11 protein-coding genes are annotated in these 12,930 nt (G+C 54.9%); 2 read left to right on the forward strand and 9 right to left on the reverse strand.

Annotated elements, in window-relative coordinates; genetic code table 11:
* Positions 1–4 precede the first annotated feature (4 nt).
* The 3 genes from AC6I8R_RS09740 to AC6I8R_RS09750 all read right to left on the reverse strand — a co-directional run bounded on the left by AC6I8R_RS09740 (position 5) and on the right by AC6I8R_RS09750 (position 3,168).
* Entirely contained in the window at positions 5–787 is a 783-nt protein-coding gene (locus AC6I8R_RS09740; RefSeq protein WP_415173561.1) for a carbohydrate ABC transporter permease, read from the reverse strand.
* A 98-nt stretch (positions 788–885) separates the two neighbouring features.
* Positions 886–1,821 (reverse strand): carbohydrate ABC transporter permease, encoded by a 936-nt coding sequence (locus AC6I8R_RS09745; protein ID WP_208725452.1) that lies wholly within the window; start codon positions 1,819–1,821, stop codon positions 886–888.
* An 81-nt stretch (positions 1,822–1,902) separates the two neighbouring features.
* Positions 1,903–3,168, reverse strand: coding sequence for an ABC transporter substrate-binding protein (locus AC6I8R_RS09750; RefSeq protein ID WP_051337939.1), 1,266 nt, complete (start codon positions 3,166–3,168; stop codon positions 1,903–1,905).
* A 453-nt stretch (positions 3,169–3,621) separates the two neighbouring features.
* Between AC6I8R_RS09750 and AC6I8R_RS09755 the strand changes: the two genes are divergently transcribed.
* Positions 3,622–5,292, forward strand: a complete 1,671-nt coding sequence (locus AC6I8R_RS09755) for a DUF4091 domain-containing protein (protein WP_497832183.1) — start codon at positions 3,622–3,624, stop codon at positions 5,290–5,292.
* Positions 5,293–5,380: 88 nt separating this feature from the next.
* Here AC6I8R_RS09755 and AC6I8R_RS09760 read toward each other — a convergent pair whose 3' ends face one another.
* Entirely contained in the window at positions 5,381–6,301 is a 921-nt protein-coding gene (locus AC6I8R_RS09760) for a carbon-nitrogen hydrolase family protein (protein WP_497832184.1), read from the reverse strand.
* A gap of 86 nt (positions 6,302–6,387) precedes the next feature.
* On the opposite strand from AC6I8R_RS09760, the gene AC6I8R_RS09765 reads away from it, so the two are divergent.
* Positions 6,388–7,302 carry a LysR family transcriptional regulator gene (locus AC6I8R_RS09765; protein ID WP_497832185.1) on the forward strand — a complete coding sequence of 305 codons (915 nt, stop codon included), beginning with the start codon at positions 6,388–6,390 and terminating at the stop codon, positions 7,300–7,302.
* Positions 7,303–7,438: 136 nt separating this feature from the next.
* Here AC6I8R_RS09765 and AC6I8R_RS09770 read toward each other — a convergent pair whose 3' ends face one another.
* The 5 genes from AC6I8R_RS09770 to AC6I8R_RS09790 form a co-directional block, all read right to left on the reverse strand.
* Positions 7,439–8,686 carry an NAD(P)/FAD-dependent oxidoreductase gene (locus AC6I8R_RS09770; RefSeq protein WP_021183258.1) on the reverse strand — a complete coding sequence of 416 codons (1,248 nt, stop codon included), beginning with the start codon at positions 8,684–8,686 and terminating at the stop codon, positions 7,439–7,441.
* 4 nt (positions 8,687–8,690) lie between these two features.
* A complete protein-coding gene (locus AC6I8R_RS09775) occupies positions 8,691–9,038 on the reverse strand; it encodes a RidA family protein (RefSeq protein WP_021183257.1) in 348 nt (115 codons plus the stop codon).
* Between the two features lie 11 nt (positions 9,039–9,049).
* Entirely contained in the window at positions 9,050–10,549 is a 1,500-nt protein-coding gene (locus tag AC6I8R_RS09780; protein WP_497832186.1) for an amidase, read from the reverse strand.
* 44 nt (positions 10,550–10,593) lie between these two features.
* Positions 10,594–11,805, reverse strand: coding sequence for an MFS transporter (locus AC6I8R_RS09785; protein ID WP_497832187.1), 1,212 nt, complete (start codon positions 11,803–11,805; stop codon positions 10,594–10,596).
* Positions 11,806–11,994: 189 nt separating this feature from the next.
* On the reverse strand, positions 11,995–12,927 hold the full coding sequence (locus AC6I8R_RS09790; protein ID WP_415174229.1) for a LysR family transcriptional regulator: 933 nt from the start codon (positions 12,925–12,927) through the stop codon (positions 11,995–11,997).
* Between the last annotated feature and the right edge of the window lie 3 nt (positions 12,928–12,930).

The raw sequence follows: 12,930 nt of genomic DNA on the forward strand, positions 1-12,930 counted from the left end.
TGAATTAGCCTTTCACACCGGCGCTGGCGATGCCCTGGATGAAATAGCGTTGGAAAAAGATGAATAAAATCAACATCGGTAATACCGCCATCAGTGCACCTGCCATCAACATCGGATAGGGCACACCGGCACGGCTGGCAAGGGACGCCAGGCCAACGGGTAACGTGAGTTTATTGACGCTGGTATTGACGATCAGTGGCCACATCAGGTTATTCCACGCCCACAGACCATTGATGATGGTGCAGGCAATCAAACCCGGACGAATCAACGGCAACAAAATGCGCCAGAAAATGGTGAAGTGGTTGTAGCCGTCAAGTAACGCCGCCTCTTCCAGCTCGCGCGGTACGCCAAGGAAGAACTGCCGCAGCAGAAAGGTGGCGTAGATACTGAAAATGCCAGGCAGGATCAGACCACTCAGGGTGTTCACCAGGCCGAGCTTTTGCACAATCAGAAACTGTGGGATCAGAAAGGCTTGTGCTGGCACCATCAGAATCGAGACGCACAACATAAACACCGTATCGCGCCCGCGAAAGGTCAGGCGCGAAAAGCCGTAGGCGGCCATAGCAGCAATCAACATTTGCAGCGTGACGGTAAAGAAGGTGTAGAGAAACGAGTTGATATAAAAGGTGGTGAACGGAATCTCGGTCAAAATGCGGTGATAAGCCTGCATCGAGGGATGTGCAGGCAGGATCGCCATAGGAATCTGAATACTTTCCGGCTGCGTTTTCAGTGAGGTCAGCAGCATCCAGATAAAGGGTACCAGTGAAATCAGGCTGGCGAGCGTCATCAGGGCATAGACGGTCAGGCGGCGCAATTTTTCCTGATGTTGACGGCGGAACCACGCCAGTTCTTCGGATTGGGGTAACGTGCTCATGACTGGCTTCCTCAGGTCACTTTAATTTTTTTGCCAATAAACATCTGAACCAGGCTAATCACCAGGGTCACGACAAACAGCACCACGGCAATCGCTGAGGCATAGCCTTTTTCCTGTAAATAAAACGCGTATTTGTAGAACAGGAAGGTCACGGTCATGGCATCGCTTTCAATCATCGAGCGGTCGAACATGAGAAAGATGACGTCGAAGATTTGCAGCACTTCGATAAAACTCATAATCGAGACGAAAAACAGCGTGGGTAGCATCAGCGGCAGCGTAATAAAGAAGAAGCGGCGTAAGGTGCCAATGCCATCAATATCGGCGGCTTCATAGACCTGACGGGGAATATTCTGTAAACCGGCCAGCAGGATAATGATTTTTAGCGCCAGCGATGACCAGATGATAATAATCGACACGCTAAGATGAACCACTTTGGGGTCGGACAGCCAGTCAACTGAGGGCAGGCCAATAAATCCCAGCAGATGATTCACCAGACCAAAATCACCGTTGAACAACCATTGCCACACCATCGCCACCGCCGCAGGCATGGTGATGGCAGGCAGAAACAGCAGGGTGCGGAACAGCGTCTTGCCGCGAATGGGTTGATTCAGGCCAATCGCCAGCAGCAGCGAAAGCGCCAGACTGACGGGCACGCACACCACCACATAGAACAGGGTATTGAAGGCAGCAGTATAAAAATCATCATCGCTGAACAGATCACGATAATTATCCAGACTGACTTCAGTCCAGTTCATAAACTGGTTGAGGTCGGTAAAGCTGTAAAATAGCGTCTGGAGAAAAGGGATGAAATAAAATACCAGCAGGCCGATAACCAGCGGAGCGATCATTATCCAGCCCCAGAAACGCTCGGCTCGTTCCAGACTACTGACATTTTTTACCGTTTTAACCGCAGGAAGATTTACGGTGACGGGAGAGATATTTTCCATCTTTATCGGCTCGGTAGCGGCGCGATTTAACGCGCAGGTTGTCGTAACGGCGCGATAAATCGCACCGTTACGGATTGCGTCTTACTTTTCCATCACCCGGCTAATTTTCTTCACCGATTTATCCATCTCTTCTTTGGCATCTGCACCCATAAAGATTTTCTTCAGGCTGCTGATCCACATGTTTTGCCACTTCGGTGTATTGGTGCCTGCCGTCGGGTAAGCGGTGGCGTGGTCCAGCGCAGTGAGATAGGCGGTAACATCGACCTGCTTAATATTGGCGGCCCAGGCAGGCATCGCCTGTTTGTTGGCGGGGATCACCGCGGCGGCCAGCTCCTCCTGTGAGGATTTCTGCGCCATAAAGGAGACATAACGCCAGGCGGCATCTTTATGCTTGCCGTTGGCATACAGGGCGAAGCCGAGGCTGTGCGCCACACCCGCTTCTTTATCGATGCGTGGCATTTCGATCACGCCGATATGATCGTTAATCTGTGGGTTGCTGGCGAACGGGGCCGCCTGCCAGGAACCGGCGTACACCATTGCCGCGCGGTTGGAGGTAAACACCGAGTCGGTTTTCAGCTCGCTCATCTGGTTGGCAGTCGGCAGCAGGCCGCCTTTCATCATTTGCTGCAACTGTTGGTAAACCCAAATGGCGTTATCGCTGGCGATATCCGTCGGTTGGCCATTGGTCGGAACAATATGGACGCCTTTCTGATACAGCAGGTTCAGGTAGCTTTCCTGACCGTCATTGCTCAGGTCCATATACAGCGGGAAAGCATCGCCCTTCAGTTTGGCTTTCAGCGCGGTGGCGGTGGTTTTCAGATCATCCCAGGTCCAGCCTTTTTTCGGATAGCTGACGCCAGCCTGATCAAACAGCTTTTTGTTGTACCAGACAGCGATGGCATCCACATCACGCGGAATCGCCAGTTGGTTGCCGTCAAACTGATAGGCCTTCACCGAACTGGCAACGATGTTGTTAAGATCGACCGATTTATCGTTCAGGTAGCCGTTCAGTGGGGCCAGGACATGGTTCTGCGCATACTGGATAAAGTAGGGCATGTTGACCCAAAAGATGTCCGGTGCGACGCCCCCTGCGACGGCAGAGTCCAGTTTGACGAAATACTGAGATGCAGGCACCACTTCAATATCAATATTGATATCCGGGTTGGCCTTCTCAAATGATTGCGCAATTTTTTCTTCCGCAGGAAGTTGATTACGATCCCATATTGCATAACGTAAGGTTATTTTATCTGCGGCGTGGCTGAGTGCAGGAATTAAAAGTGCGACAGCTAATGCAATTCCGGAAATTACTGGTCTGGCGTGAGACTTATTGTTTTTAGCAGACAGCATGACACAACCCTCATCAATAAGAAGTATTTCTCTGGAAAGACCCGGTGTGGATAAATGATTTTGTAAACCATCCGTAATCTGGCTGTCAACAACGAAAAAGTGTAAGTGCAACCTATGATTTTCCTTTCGATCTTTCGAAATCGAAAGGTTTTTTGCGGGTTTTAAGCCCTGTTTTCGTAACAGAAAGAACGAATCGAAAGGCCTGGCGACAGCTAATGATCTAATTAGCAAGGCTTTTTTTTGACGCTGTTAAGAGGTTTTACCGGAGGTTGATAATTGTAATTAAAACCAGGCTGACGCCTTTATTTCCGCGCTGCTTTCGCTATTGGCAGGAAAATATTATGTTTTGCGAGCTGCGTCATCTTATTTTCTTATTACCTTTTTTTTCTATTTTTTCTTGCCTGTTTGCGTGTTATTAAATTGCAAAATTTCTGACACTGTAAGGGATGAACCATGACGTTACATCTGCGGCTGACTTCGTCGCTGGAAAAAATGTTTCACCAAAAAACAATTGCCGACGTAAAGCAACTGGCAACGACCAGCATTCTCGCCAATGAGACACTCTCATTTCAGGCGCAATATTTTCTGCCTTCCACCGAGCGCAAAACGCGACGCACTTTGCATTGGTCGGTTGAAGGGGAGTTAGCACCGTGGTTGCAGGTGTATCAGGTCACGTCTGTGCCGGGACATTTACCCTGCTACAACACCGTGGATGACCATTATCTGACCACGGAGCCAGGTCTGTTTCCCGATCTGCTGATGCCGGTGACCGGCCCGACCATGCAAATCACCTGCAATTATCAGGGCGCGTTGTGGCTGTGCCTGACACCGCCGCCGGAAGGTTTACCGCCTGGCGAACATAAAATGACGCTGCGCTTATATGAAGAAGCCGAGAACAGCGTGATGAGTGAAGCGGCACTGGTGGTGACGGTGTTACCTGCCACTCTGCCTGAACAACAGCTTTACCATACCGAATGGATTCATACCGATTGCCTGGCGAATTATTATCAACTGACGGTGTTCAGCGAGGAGTACTGGCAGGCTGTGCGCAAATTTGTGCAAAGTGCCGTGGCGCATGGCGTCAATATGATGCTGACGCCGCTGTTTACGCCACCGCTCGATACCGCGCCAGGGACGGTGCGTACTGAGGTGCAACTGATTGACGTTTTTGATGACGGGCAGGGTGGCTATCGCTTTGGCTTTGAACGGCTGGCCCGCTGGGTAGATTTATGCCGTACCGAGGGCATCCGCGATTTTGAGATCGCCCACTTTTTTACCCAATGGGGAGCGGCGCATGCTCCGCATATTGCGGTACAACTGCCAGATGGCAGCCGTGAGCCACGTTTTGGCTGGCATACCGATGCCTTTGGTGAGCAGTGGCGGCAATTCCTGAGCGCCTTCTTACCACAACTGACGGCGTGGTTTGATGAGCAGGGTCTGCGTGATCGGGTGTGGTTCCATATTTCCGATGAACCGACCGATCAACATCTGGAAAATTACCGTAAAGCCAGCGATCTGCTGCGGCCGTTAATTCCCGGCTACCGTACGCTGGATGCCTTGTCCGATTATGACTTTTATCGCCTTGGCCTGGTGGAAAAACCGGTCACCGCCTCTGACTATCTGGAGCCGTTCCTCGAAAATCAGGTGCCAGGCCTGTGGACGTATTATTGTTGCGCCCAGTATCTCGATGTGGCTAACCGTTTTATGGCGCAACCGTCGCTGCGTAACCGTATCCTCGGGGTACAGCTTTGGTTATACCGGATTGAAGGGTTTCTGCACTGGGGTTTTAACTTCTACAACAGCGAATTGTCGCGTGAGGCAATCGATCCTTTTGCCGTTACCGATGGTTTGCAGGCATTCCCGGCGGGTGATCCATTCCTTGTTTATCCCGGAAAAGACTTCACGCCGCTGCCTTCGATTCGCCTTAAGGTGCTGCTGGAAGCGATGCAGGATTTGCGCGCCTTGCAATGTCTGGAAGCGTTGCAAGGTCGTGCGGCCGTTGAGGCGTTGGTTGATGACGTGATGGGGATGCGTATTACCTTCAAAGCGTGGCCGGCCGATGCGCAGAAGTTATTGCATCTGCGTGCCGAGGTTAACCGCCGTATTGGCACATACATGGAATAATTCCCCTTGTAGCGGCGCGATTTATCGCGCGATCTTTTTCCGGCATCGCGCACAGAATCTGCGCGATAAATCGCGCCGCTACGGTGATTTATTGAAAAATGACGGTTTTTTTGGGTTTTTGGTCAACCGCCAACGAGAACACATCCGGGCGGGCATAATGTCCGACCACGTCAAAATCATAGCGGGCGCGAATCAGTTCATCGGTGTCGATTTGGGCGGTGAGTAATCCTTCGCTGCCGCGCAACGGTCCTGCCAGCACATCCCCAAGTGGACCGATAATCACACTTCCCCCCTGAATCAGCGGGCGCTGGCTGTCCCAGCCGGGGATCTCTATACCCAATTCGGCTGGCGAGGGTTGCAACTGGCAGGCGCTTAACACAAAACAGCGACCTTCGTGGGCGATATGCCGCATTGATGCCTGCCATACATCACGTTCATCTACCGTGGGCGCGCACCAGATTTCTACCCCTTTGGCATACATGGCGGTACGCAGCAACGGCATATGGTTTTCCCAGCAGATGGCGGCACCGATACGTCCAGCCTGAGTATCCACCACCGGCAGCGTGGAACCATCGCCCTGGCCCCAAATCAGGCGTTCGGTTCCGGTTGGCATCAGCTTGCGATGTTTTGCCACCAGACCATGTTCCGGTTCGAAAAATAACGCGCTGCAATACAGGGTGCTGCCTTCACGTTCAATCACACCAATCACCAGTGCGGCCTGGGTGCGGTGTGCCAGTGCGGCCAGCGCCTCCGTTTCTTTACCCGGCACATCAATGGCGTTGGCAAAATATTCTGCCCAGGTTTCACGTCCCTGTGGCAGTCGATAGCCCAATTGGGTGCCAAAGGTTTCACCTTTCGGATAGCCGCCAAGCAGGGCTTCGGGCATCACTACCAGGCGCGCCTGGCTGGCAGTAATTTGTTGTTCATAAGACAAAATCTTCTCTAACGTCTGCGCTTTACCTTCAGGTGCGGAGCCAATTTGTAGCACCGCCACGGTTGAGGATGTCATGGCAATTTACCTGTGAGCGGGGAGTTGAAGCCAAGATATACCTTGGTATAGTTCTATGAATCAATCCTCAAAAATAACTATCAGATATGAATACAATTAATATCGAGTCGCTTGACCTGAATTTGTTTAAAGTTTTCGAAGCGTTGTATGAAGAGGGCAGCGCCAGCCGGGCTGCGCTGCGTCTTGGCATCACCCAGTCGGCCGTCAGTGCCGCGCTGGGCCGGTTGCGGAAAATTTATGGTGACCCTATGTTTGAACGCACGGGGCGCGGCTTACGTCCGAGCCGTCGTGCGGAGGAATTAAAACCCATCGTCAGTGAAGCGTTAAATCGCTGCCGTCAGAGTCTGGCGCTGGCGCAACGGGAACAGGCGGAATTCGAGGGCAGAACCCTGGTGTTAGGCTGGTCCGACGATTATGAAATCGCGCTGGCACGCCAGCTGATCAACCGTGTAGCAGAGGCGTACCCCGGACTGCGGCTGATCTTCCGACAAATTCACAGCCGCATTGCTGCCGGGATGTTGATGAACCGGATGGTCGATTTGGCCGTGACTTCTGGCAGTGGCAACTCAGCGGCGTTGAGTAAAGAGTTGGTCGGCGTCAATGGTTACGCCTGTGTACTGGACTTTGCACCGCCAACGGGTGAATTGACGCTGAGTGACTACACCCAACTGCAACATATTCTGATCTCTTCGGGGGGCGTGGTGGGGATCGTTGATGAAGTGCTGGCTGAGCTGGGCCTGAAACGCACGGTTGAAGCGGCGGCGACCCACTTTTCGGCGGTGCCTTATCTGATCAAAGGGTCGCGCTCGATTGTGACGTTACCCAGCCATGCCGCTCAGGCTATGGCGACGATGTTTGATTTGCGGCTGGTTAACTGTCCAATTGACTTACCCGATTATCCGATCGAGTTATCCTGGCGAACTGACAGCCTGAGGGACCCGGCGGTGGCCGGGGTCAGGAATATTCTGCGGGAATTGTTGAAAGCCATCCCCCCCACGTAGCGGCGCGATTTATCGCGCAATTCTGAGCGCGCTGCCAGAAAAAACCGCGCGATAAATCGCGCCGCTACGGAAGTGGTGAAGTGATAAATCGCGCCGCGACGGAAGTGGTGAAGTGCTAAATCGCGCCGCGACGGATTCAGAAACGTCTGGCCGGGCTAAACGGCTCCATCGCAATGCTGCTGCGTTCACCGTGCATCATCTCTGCCAGCAGCATCCCGGTGGCCGGGCCGAGGGTAAATCCCTGATGTCCATGACCAAAGGCGCACCACATGCCGCGTTGTCCTGGAACTGCGCCAATCACCGGTTTCATATCCGGCATGCAGGGACGGGCACCTTTCCAGGGTTCCGCTTCGACCGCCTCTCCCAGCGGCAACAACTGCCGCGCCACCTGTTCCACCGCTCTGAGCTGATGAGGGGTGGCGGGGGCATCAATATGCGCCAGTTCCGCCCCGGTGGTGATACGCAACCCGCGTGCCATCGGGGCCACCAGATAGCCGCGCTCTTCATCCAGCATCCAGTGACGTGGCGTAGCGCCAGCGACCGGCTGGAAATGTTGATGGTAGCCGCGCTTCACAAACAGCGGCGGACGGTAGCCGAAATCACCGGTAAGTTGTGGACTCCAGGGACCGAGTGCCACCACCACCTGACGCGCTTTCACCGCTTCGCCATGCTGATTATCAACCTGCCAGCCGCCCTCAGTTGTCGGACGCAACGTCTGCGCGTTGCCCTGATGCCAGGCTGCGCCACGAGCAAATAACAAGGCGGCATAGGCTTTTACCAACGCGCCCGGATCGCGCACCGTCAGGGGATCGCTCCAGTACACCGCACCGCTCAGTTCAGCCCGCAGCGCGGGTTCAGTGGCGCGTAGCTGGGCTGCATCCAGTTTGCGATGATTCACCCCCAGCGCCAGCAAGTTATCAGCCTCAACAAAGGCCGCATCACGCTGTTTATCGCTGCGAAACAGCATCAGCCAGCCACGTTCGCCTAACAGATGGCGGGCATTAGCCGCATCGAGCAGAGCTTCATGGGTGTCGATCGACAACGCAATCAACGAGGCGTAAGCCGCCGCAATCGGGGCATAAGCGCGGGGTGCTGAGCGAGCGTAGTAGCGCAGCAGCGGTGACGCCAGCGCCGGGATGGCACGCGGATGATAGCGTACATCCAGCCGACGGTTACCTGCCACGCTAAGTAACGTCTTGATATCACGCGGGAAGGCGTAAGGATGTACCGCCTCCCGCTGGATGATCCCCGCGTTACCGTAAGAGGTTTCCTCGCCGGGTTCGCGCCGGTCCAGCAGCGCCACATCGTAGCCGCGCTGTTGCAGGTGGAGGGCGCAACTGACGCCGACCATTCCCGCGCCCAGCACTAACACATCATGTGCCATCGCTTCACTCCGTTTTGGGTTTCTGTGCCACCACGGTAATTTCCAGCAGCGCCTCCTGCAACACTAATCCAGCCAGTACCGTGGTTCGCACCGGCAATGGATCGCTAAACCATTTGGCATAAGCCAGGTTAAAGGGTGCAAACAGGTCGGCGTCAGTTAAATAAACGGTGCAGGAGAAGATATCCGCCAGCGTGCAACCCTGTTCTTGCAGCGTGGCTTCGATAGTTGACATGACGCGGTCGGTCTGACGGCTGACTTCCGCCGCCAGCGTGCCATCTTCTTCAAAACCGATCACGCCGGATAACCACACCTGGTCACCGACCAGACGCACTTTGGAAAAAGGTAAATTCATACGATCCTCGTTTACTGGCCTAAAGGGAGATAAAAATCCGCCATGCTGGCGATGGGGCGCGCCTGACGCAGTGCGTCAAGGTCCGGCACTGGCCGCGCCAACTGCGTATCGTGCTTAAACTTCTGTTCCAGCGCCTGCGCCACGCGGAGTACACCGCTGTCATCACCGCGCTTGCCGATAATCTGTAAACCAAACGGCATTCCCAGTGCATCCTTGCCAACGGGTAAGGAGAGGGAAGGCAGCCCCGCCAGCGAGGTGACATAGGCCAACGCCAGCCAGTGATAATAGGTGCGCGTCGGCTGGCCGTTGATTTCTCGTGGGTAAAGTTCGGTCCACGGACGCGGGCTGATGGTCACCGCCGGTGACACCATATAATCATAGTCGTGGAAGAAGGCTTCCCAACGACGATACAACTGGGTTTGCAGATCCAGCCCACGGGAAATATCCAGCGCGCTGTAGCGCAAGCCTTCCTCAATGTTCATCCGAACATTTTCCCCCACCAGTTGGGGATTCTGCTGATATAGCTCCCGCGTGCCGGTGAGAAACAGCAGCGAGCGCAGCGTTTCAAAGGCTTCATTGGTGCCGTGACAATCGGGCGTCGCCTGCTCGGCACTGGCGAACAGCGGGGCGATATGCGTCATCTTCTGACGGAAGCTGTCGGCAACGCCTTGCTCAGTGGGGGCAAAACCAAAATCGCTACTCCAGGCAAGGCGCAGCGACGACAAATCGGTTGCGGGCAGCGGGAAAAACTCCTGTGGCTGGCGTAGCTGACGCCCCGGCACCACATGGGAGAGCGGATCGCGCGCATCCTCGCCCTGCATCACGCTTAACATCAGCGCGGCATCCGCTACCGTGCGTCCCATCGGGCCAAGGGTGGAGATTTGCAGCCAGGCACAGCCGCGTTTTTCTGCCGGAATCAAACCTGCCGTGGGGCGAAATCCCACCACGGCATTAAACGCCGCCGGGTTACGCAGCGAACCGCCGGTGTCGGAACCGGTCGCCAGCGACACCATGCCGCAGGCCAGCGCGGCCGCTGAACCGCCAGACGATCCTGCCGCTGAACGGGTGGTATCGAAGGGGTTGCCGGTGGTGCCATACACCGCGTTGCGCGAGTTACCGCCTGCACCCCATTCCGGTACGTTGGTTTTACCCACCACGTTGGCACCGGCGGCACGCAGCACCGCCACCAGACGTTCATCCTGGAGTGCGAGGTTGTGGCGCTTCGCCACGCTGCCAAAGGTGGTAGGCAGGCCGGCCGCATCAATCATATCTTTGACGCCGAGCGGTAAACCGTGCAGCGGGCCAAGCGGTTCGCCGCGCAGTACCGCCTTGTCCTGCGCCTGTGCCGTGGCACGCGCGGCGGCGAAATCACAGGCGACCATCGCGTTAACCGCGGGGTTGACCTGTTCAATACGGTTGATGCAGCTTTCCAGTAATTCACTTGGGGCAATGCTTTTTTCCCCAATTAACCGACGGGCTTCGCTCGCCGGGAGATCACATAACGTTTCCATCGTCAGATCCTTTATCAATTAAACCCGCGCGATTTATCGCGCCGTTACGGAGTCGGCATAATTGCCTGGGTGCTTGTTTTCTCGGTGCGGATGGTCAGGCTCATCAGGGTTGAGAACAGCGCTGCGCCCATCAGGAACAAAAATGCCGACCCGAAGCTGAAATGTTGCACCATCAGGCCGATTGCCAGCGGGGCGATAAATCCGGCCGCCTGGCCGCCAAAGTTGATCACCCCGATGCCCGAACCCACCATGCGCGGCGCCAGAATTTTGGTCGGAAGCGCGACGGCGATCGCCAGCACAAAGGATTTAAAGAAGTAGGTAAACGCCTGGGCGATAATCACCCCGGTGAGGGTTTCCGCCCGGTACATGCAGCCGATGGCAATGGCGGTAAATAACGCGCTGAACAGCAACATCAGGTTTTCGCGGCCATTGAAGAATTTCACCATCACCCAACCGCCGATGGCAGTGGCGATACCGGCCATCAGATAGGGGATCGGCAACAATACGCCGACGGCTTTGAGGTCAAGATGGCGTTCCGTCATCAGATATACCGGCATCCAGGAGTCGAGGCCTTTGTTGATCAGACTGAGGCCAAACCACACCGCAGCAATCTTCCACAACAGCGGATGTTTCATCACGCTTTTGACGTCACTCAGGTTGATGCGGCTACGTTGCTGACTGTCACTGGCCGGGGTGTTACGCACCGTCAGACTGTATATCAGGACAAACGCCAGGCCCAAAATCCCAATCAGCATAAAGGTGTGACGCCAGTGAAAATGCAGCAGCAGTGGGGCAATCAATAGCGGGGCGATCATGCTGCCGATGTAATTTGACGAGACCAGTAGCGAGGTGATTTTCGGTTTTTGTTCCGTGGTGTAGTTTTCCGCCGCGTTTTTGATCGCCGCAGAAGGAAAGGCACCTTCGCCCAGACCAAACAGCAGGCGAATCACCAGCAGCGAGGCCAGCGACCAGGCCAGTCCGGTCAGCAGGGTGAACAGCGACCAGAAGCCAATCGCCATAATCACCACCATCTTGGCACCGTAGCGATCGGCCAGCCAGCCGCCCGGCAGTTGCATCAGCCAGAAGCCAAAATAGAACACACTTAACACCAAACCCAGCTCAGACGGGCTGAGATGCATCTCAGCGGTGAGCGCCGGTGCGCCCATACTCAAGACAACGCGATCAATAAAAGCGATACACCAGGCGATATACAGCAAAATAACCACCCAGTGCCGGTAGAACGATGAATCTCGCATGGCTGTTCCTTAATAACCGGTGAATTGAATTTCGCAACGCGAATTCATCCTGCCATGCGTTCAGGGTTATCACCATTTCAACTTTTTCACGCCAGCGATATCAAAAAGGCAAAGATAACGCCATGATAAGTCATGGTTATCCTGAAGGGGCAAAATCAGCTCCTCCGAGCGGTTTTTAATAAGTGGCGGTTATGATGTGACGGCGGAAATAAACGGAAAGGCGTCCATTTCGCGAATAAAATGATCGATAAACGCGGTTACCGCTTTCGGCATACTGCGTCCCGCGAGGGTATTTAGTTCGATATTGATGCCGTGCAGATCCTGGCCCACCAGCGGTACGGCACACAAATTATGGGTACGAATATATTCTCGCACCGTCATTTCGGAGGCCACCACCACGCCTTGCTCATAACGCACAAAAGCCAGCAGGGCGCTGATGGAGTTGGTGACAAACACCGGGGAGATGGTGATGCCCTGGCGGCTACAGCAGGCGTCAAACAGGCGGCGCAACATGATCGGCCGTTCCGGCAAACCCAGTGGATAGCCACTGAGCTGCGACAATTGCAGGCCGCTGCGTTTCGCCAGCACATGGTCCGGTGGCATCACCGCCACCAGCCGTGACTGCAAACGCCAGGCAACGTGAATATTCTCTTCCGGGATCTGGCTGAAGGTCAGCCCGAGATCGCTTTCCCCCTCGCGTAATCGCCGCACCACCTCTTCGGCGTGGGTAACATGCAGGCGAAAATGGATATCGGGATAGTGGCGGCGAAAGGAGGCGATCATCATCGGCAAAAAATCGACGCTGAAACCGGCGGAGCTGTCGATACGCACCTCACCTTTCCGTAACCCATTGAGTTCCGCCAGCTCGTGCAGCACTTTTTCACTTTCCAGTTGCGTGCGGATCGCCCACGCCGCCAGCAGTTCACCGGCAGCGGTGGGGATCATCCCTTCCTTGCGACGTTCAAACAGCGTTTCGCCCAGCCGATCCTCCAGCCCGCTAATCTGGCGACTGATCGCCGAAGCGGCGACATTCAGTTTCTGAGCCGCCAGGCTGAGTGAGCCGGAGCGCACCACTTCAAGGAAGTAACGTACCGAGTTTTCCTGCAAGTGGCGTACTTTCATGCT

It is taken from the genome of Pantoea sp. X-Soil-OKNW-713 (genome assembly GCF_059730685.1).

Coding starts and splice junctions, on each gene's coding strand:
- AC6I8R_RS09785 (WP_497832187.1), bottom strand. CDS start 11,805: ATGCGAGATTCATCGTTCTACCGGCACTGGGTGGTTATTTTGCTGTAT.
- AC6I8R_RS09745 (WP_208725452.1), bottom strand. CDS start 1,821: ATGGAAAATATCTCTCCCGTCACCGTAAATCTTCCTGCGGTTAAAACG.
- AC6I8R_RS09765 (WP_497832185.1), top strand. CDS start 6,388: ATGAATACAATTAATATCGAGTCGCTTGACCTGAATTTGTTTAAAGTT.
- AC6I8R_RS09780 (WP_497832186.1), bottom strand. CDS start 10,549: ATGGAAACGTTATGTGATCTCCCGGCGAGCGAAGCCCGTCGGTTAATT.
- AC6I8R_RS09755 (WP_497832183.1), top strand. CDS start 3,622: ATGACGTTACATCTGCGGCTGACTTCGTCGCTGGAAAAAATGTTTCAC.
- AC6I8R_RS09750 (WP_051337939.1), bottom strand. CDS start 3,168: ATGCTGTCTGCTAAAAACAATAAGTCTCACGCCAGACCAGTAATTTCC.
- AC6I8R_RS09790 (WP_415174229.1), bottom strand. CDS start 12,927: ATGAAAGTACGCCACTTGCAGGAAAACTCGGTACGTTACTTCCTTGAA.
- AC6I8R_RS09770 (WP_021183258.1), bottom strand. CDS start 8,686: ATGGCACATGATGTGTTAGTGCTGGGCGCGGGAATGGTCGGCGTCAGT.
- AC6I8R_RS09760 (WP_497832184.1), bottom strand. CDS start 6,301: ATGACATCCTCAACCGTGGCGGTGCTACAAATTGGCTCCGCACCTGAA.
- AC6I8R_RS09740 (WP_415173561.1), bottom strand. CDS start 787: ATGACGCTCGCCAGCCTGATTTCACTGGTACCCTTTATCTGGATGCTG.
- AC6I8R_RS09775 (WP_021183257.1), bottom strand. CDS start 9,038: ATGAATTTACCTTTTTCCAAAGTGCGTCTGGTCGGTGACCAGGTGTGG.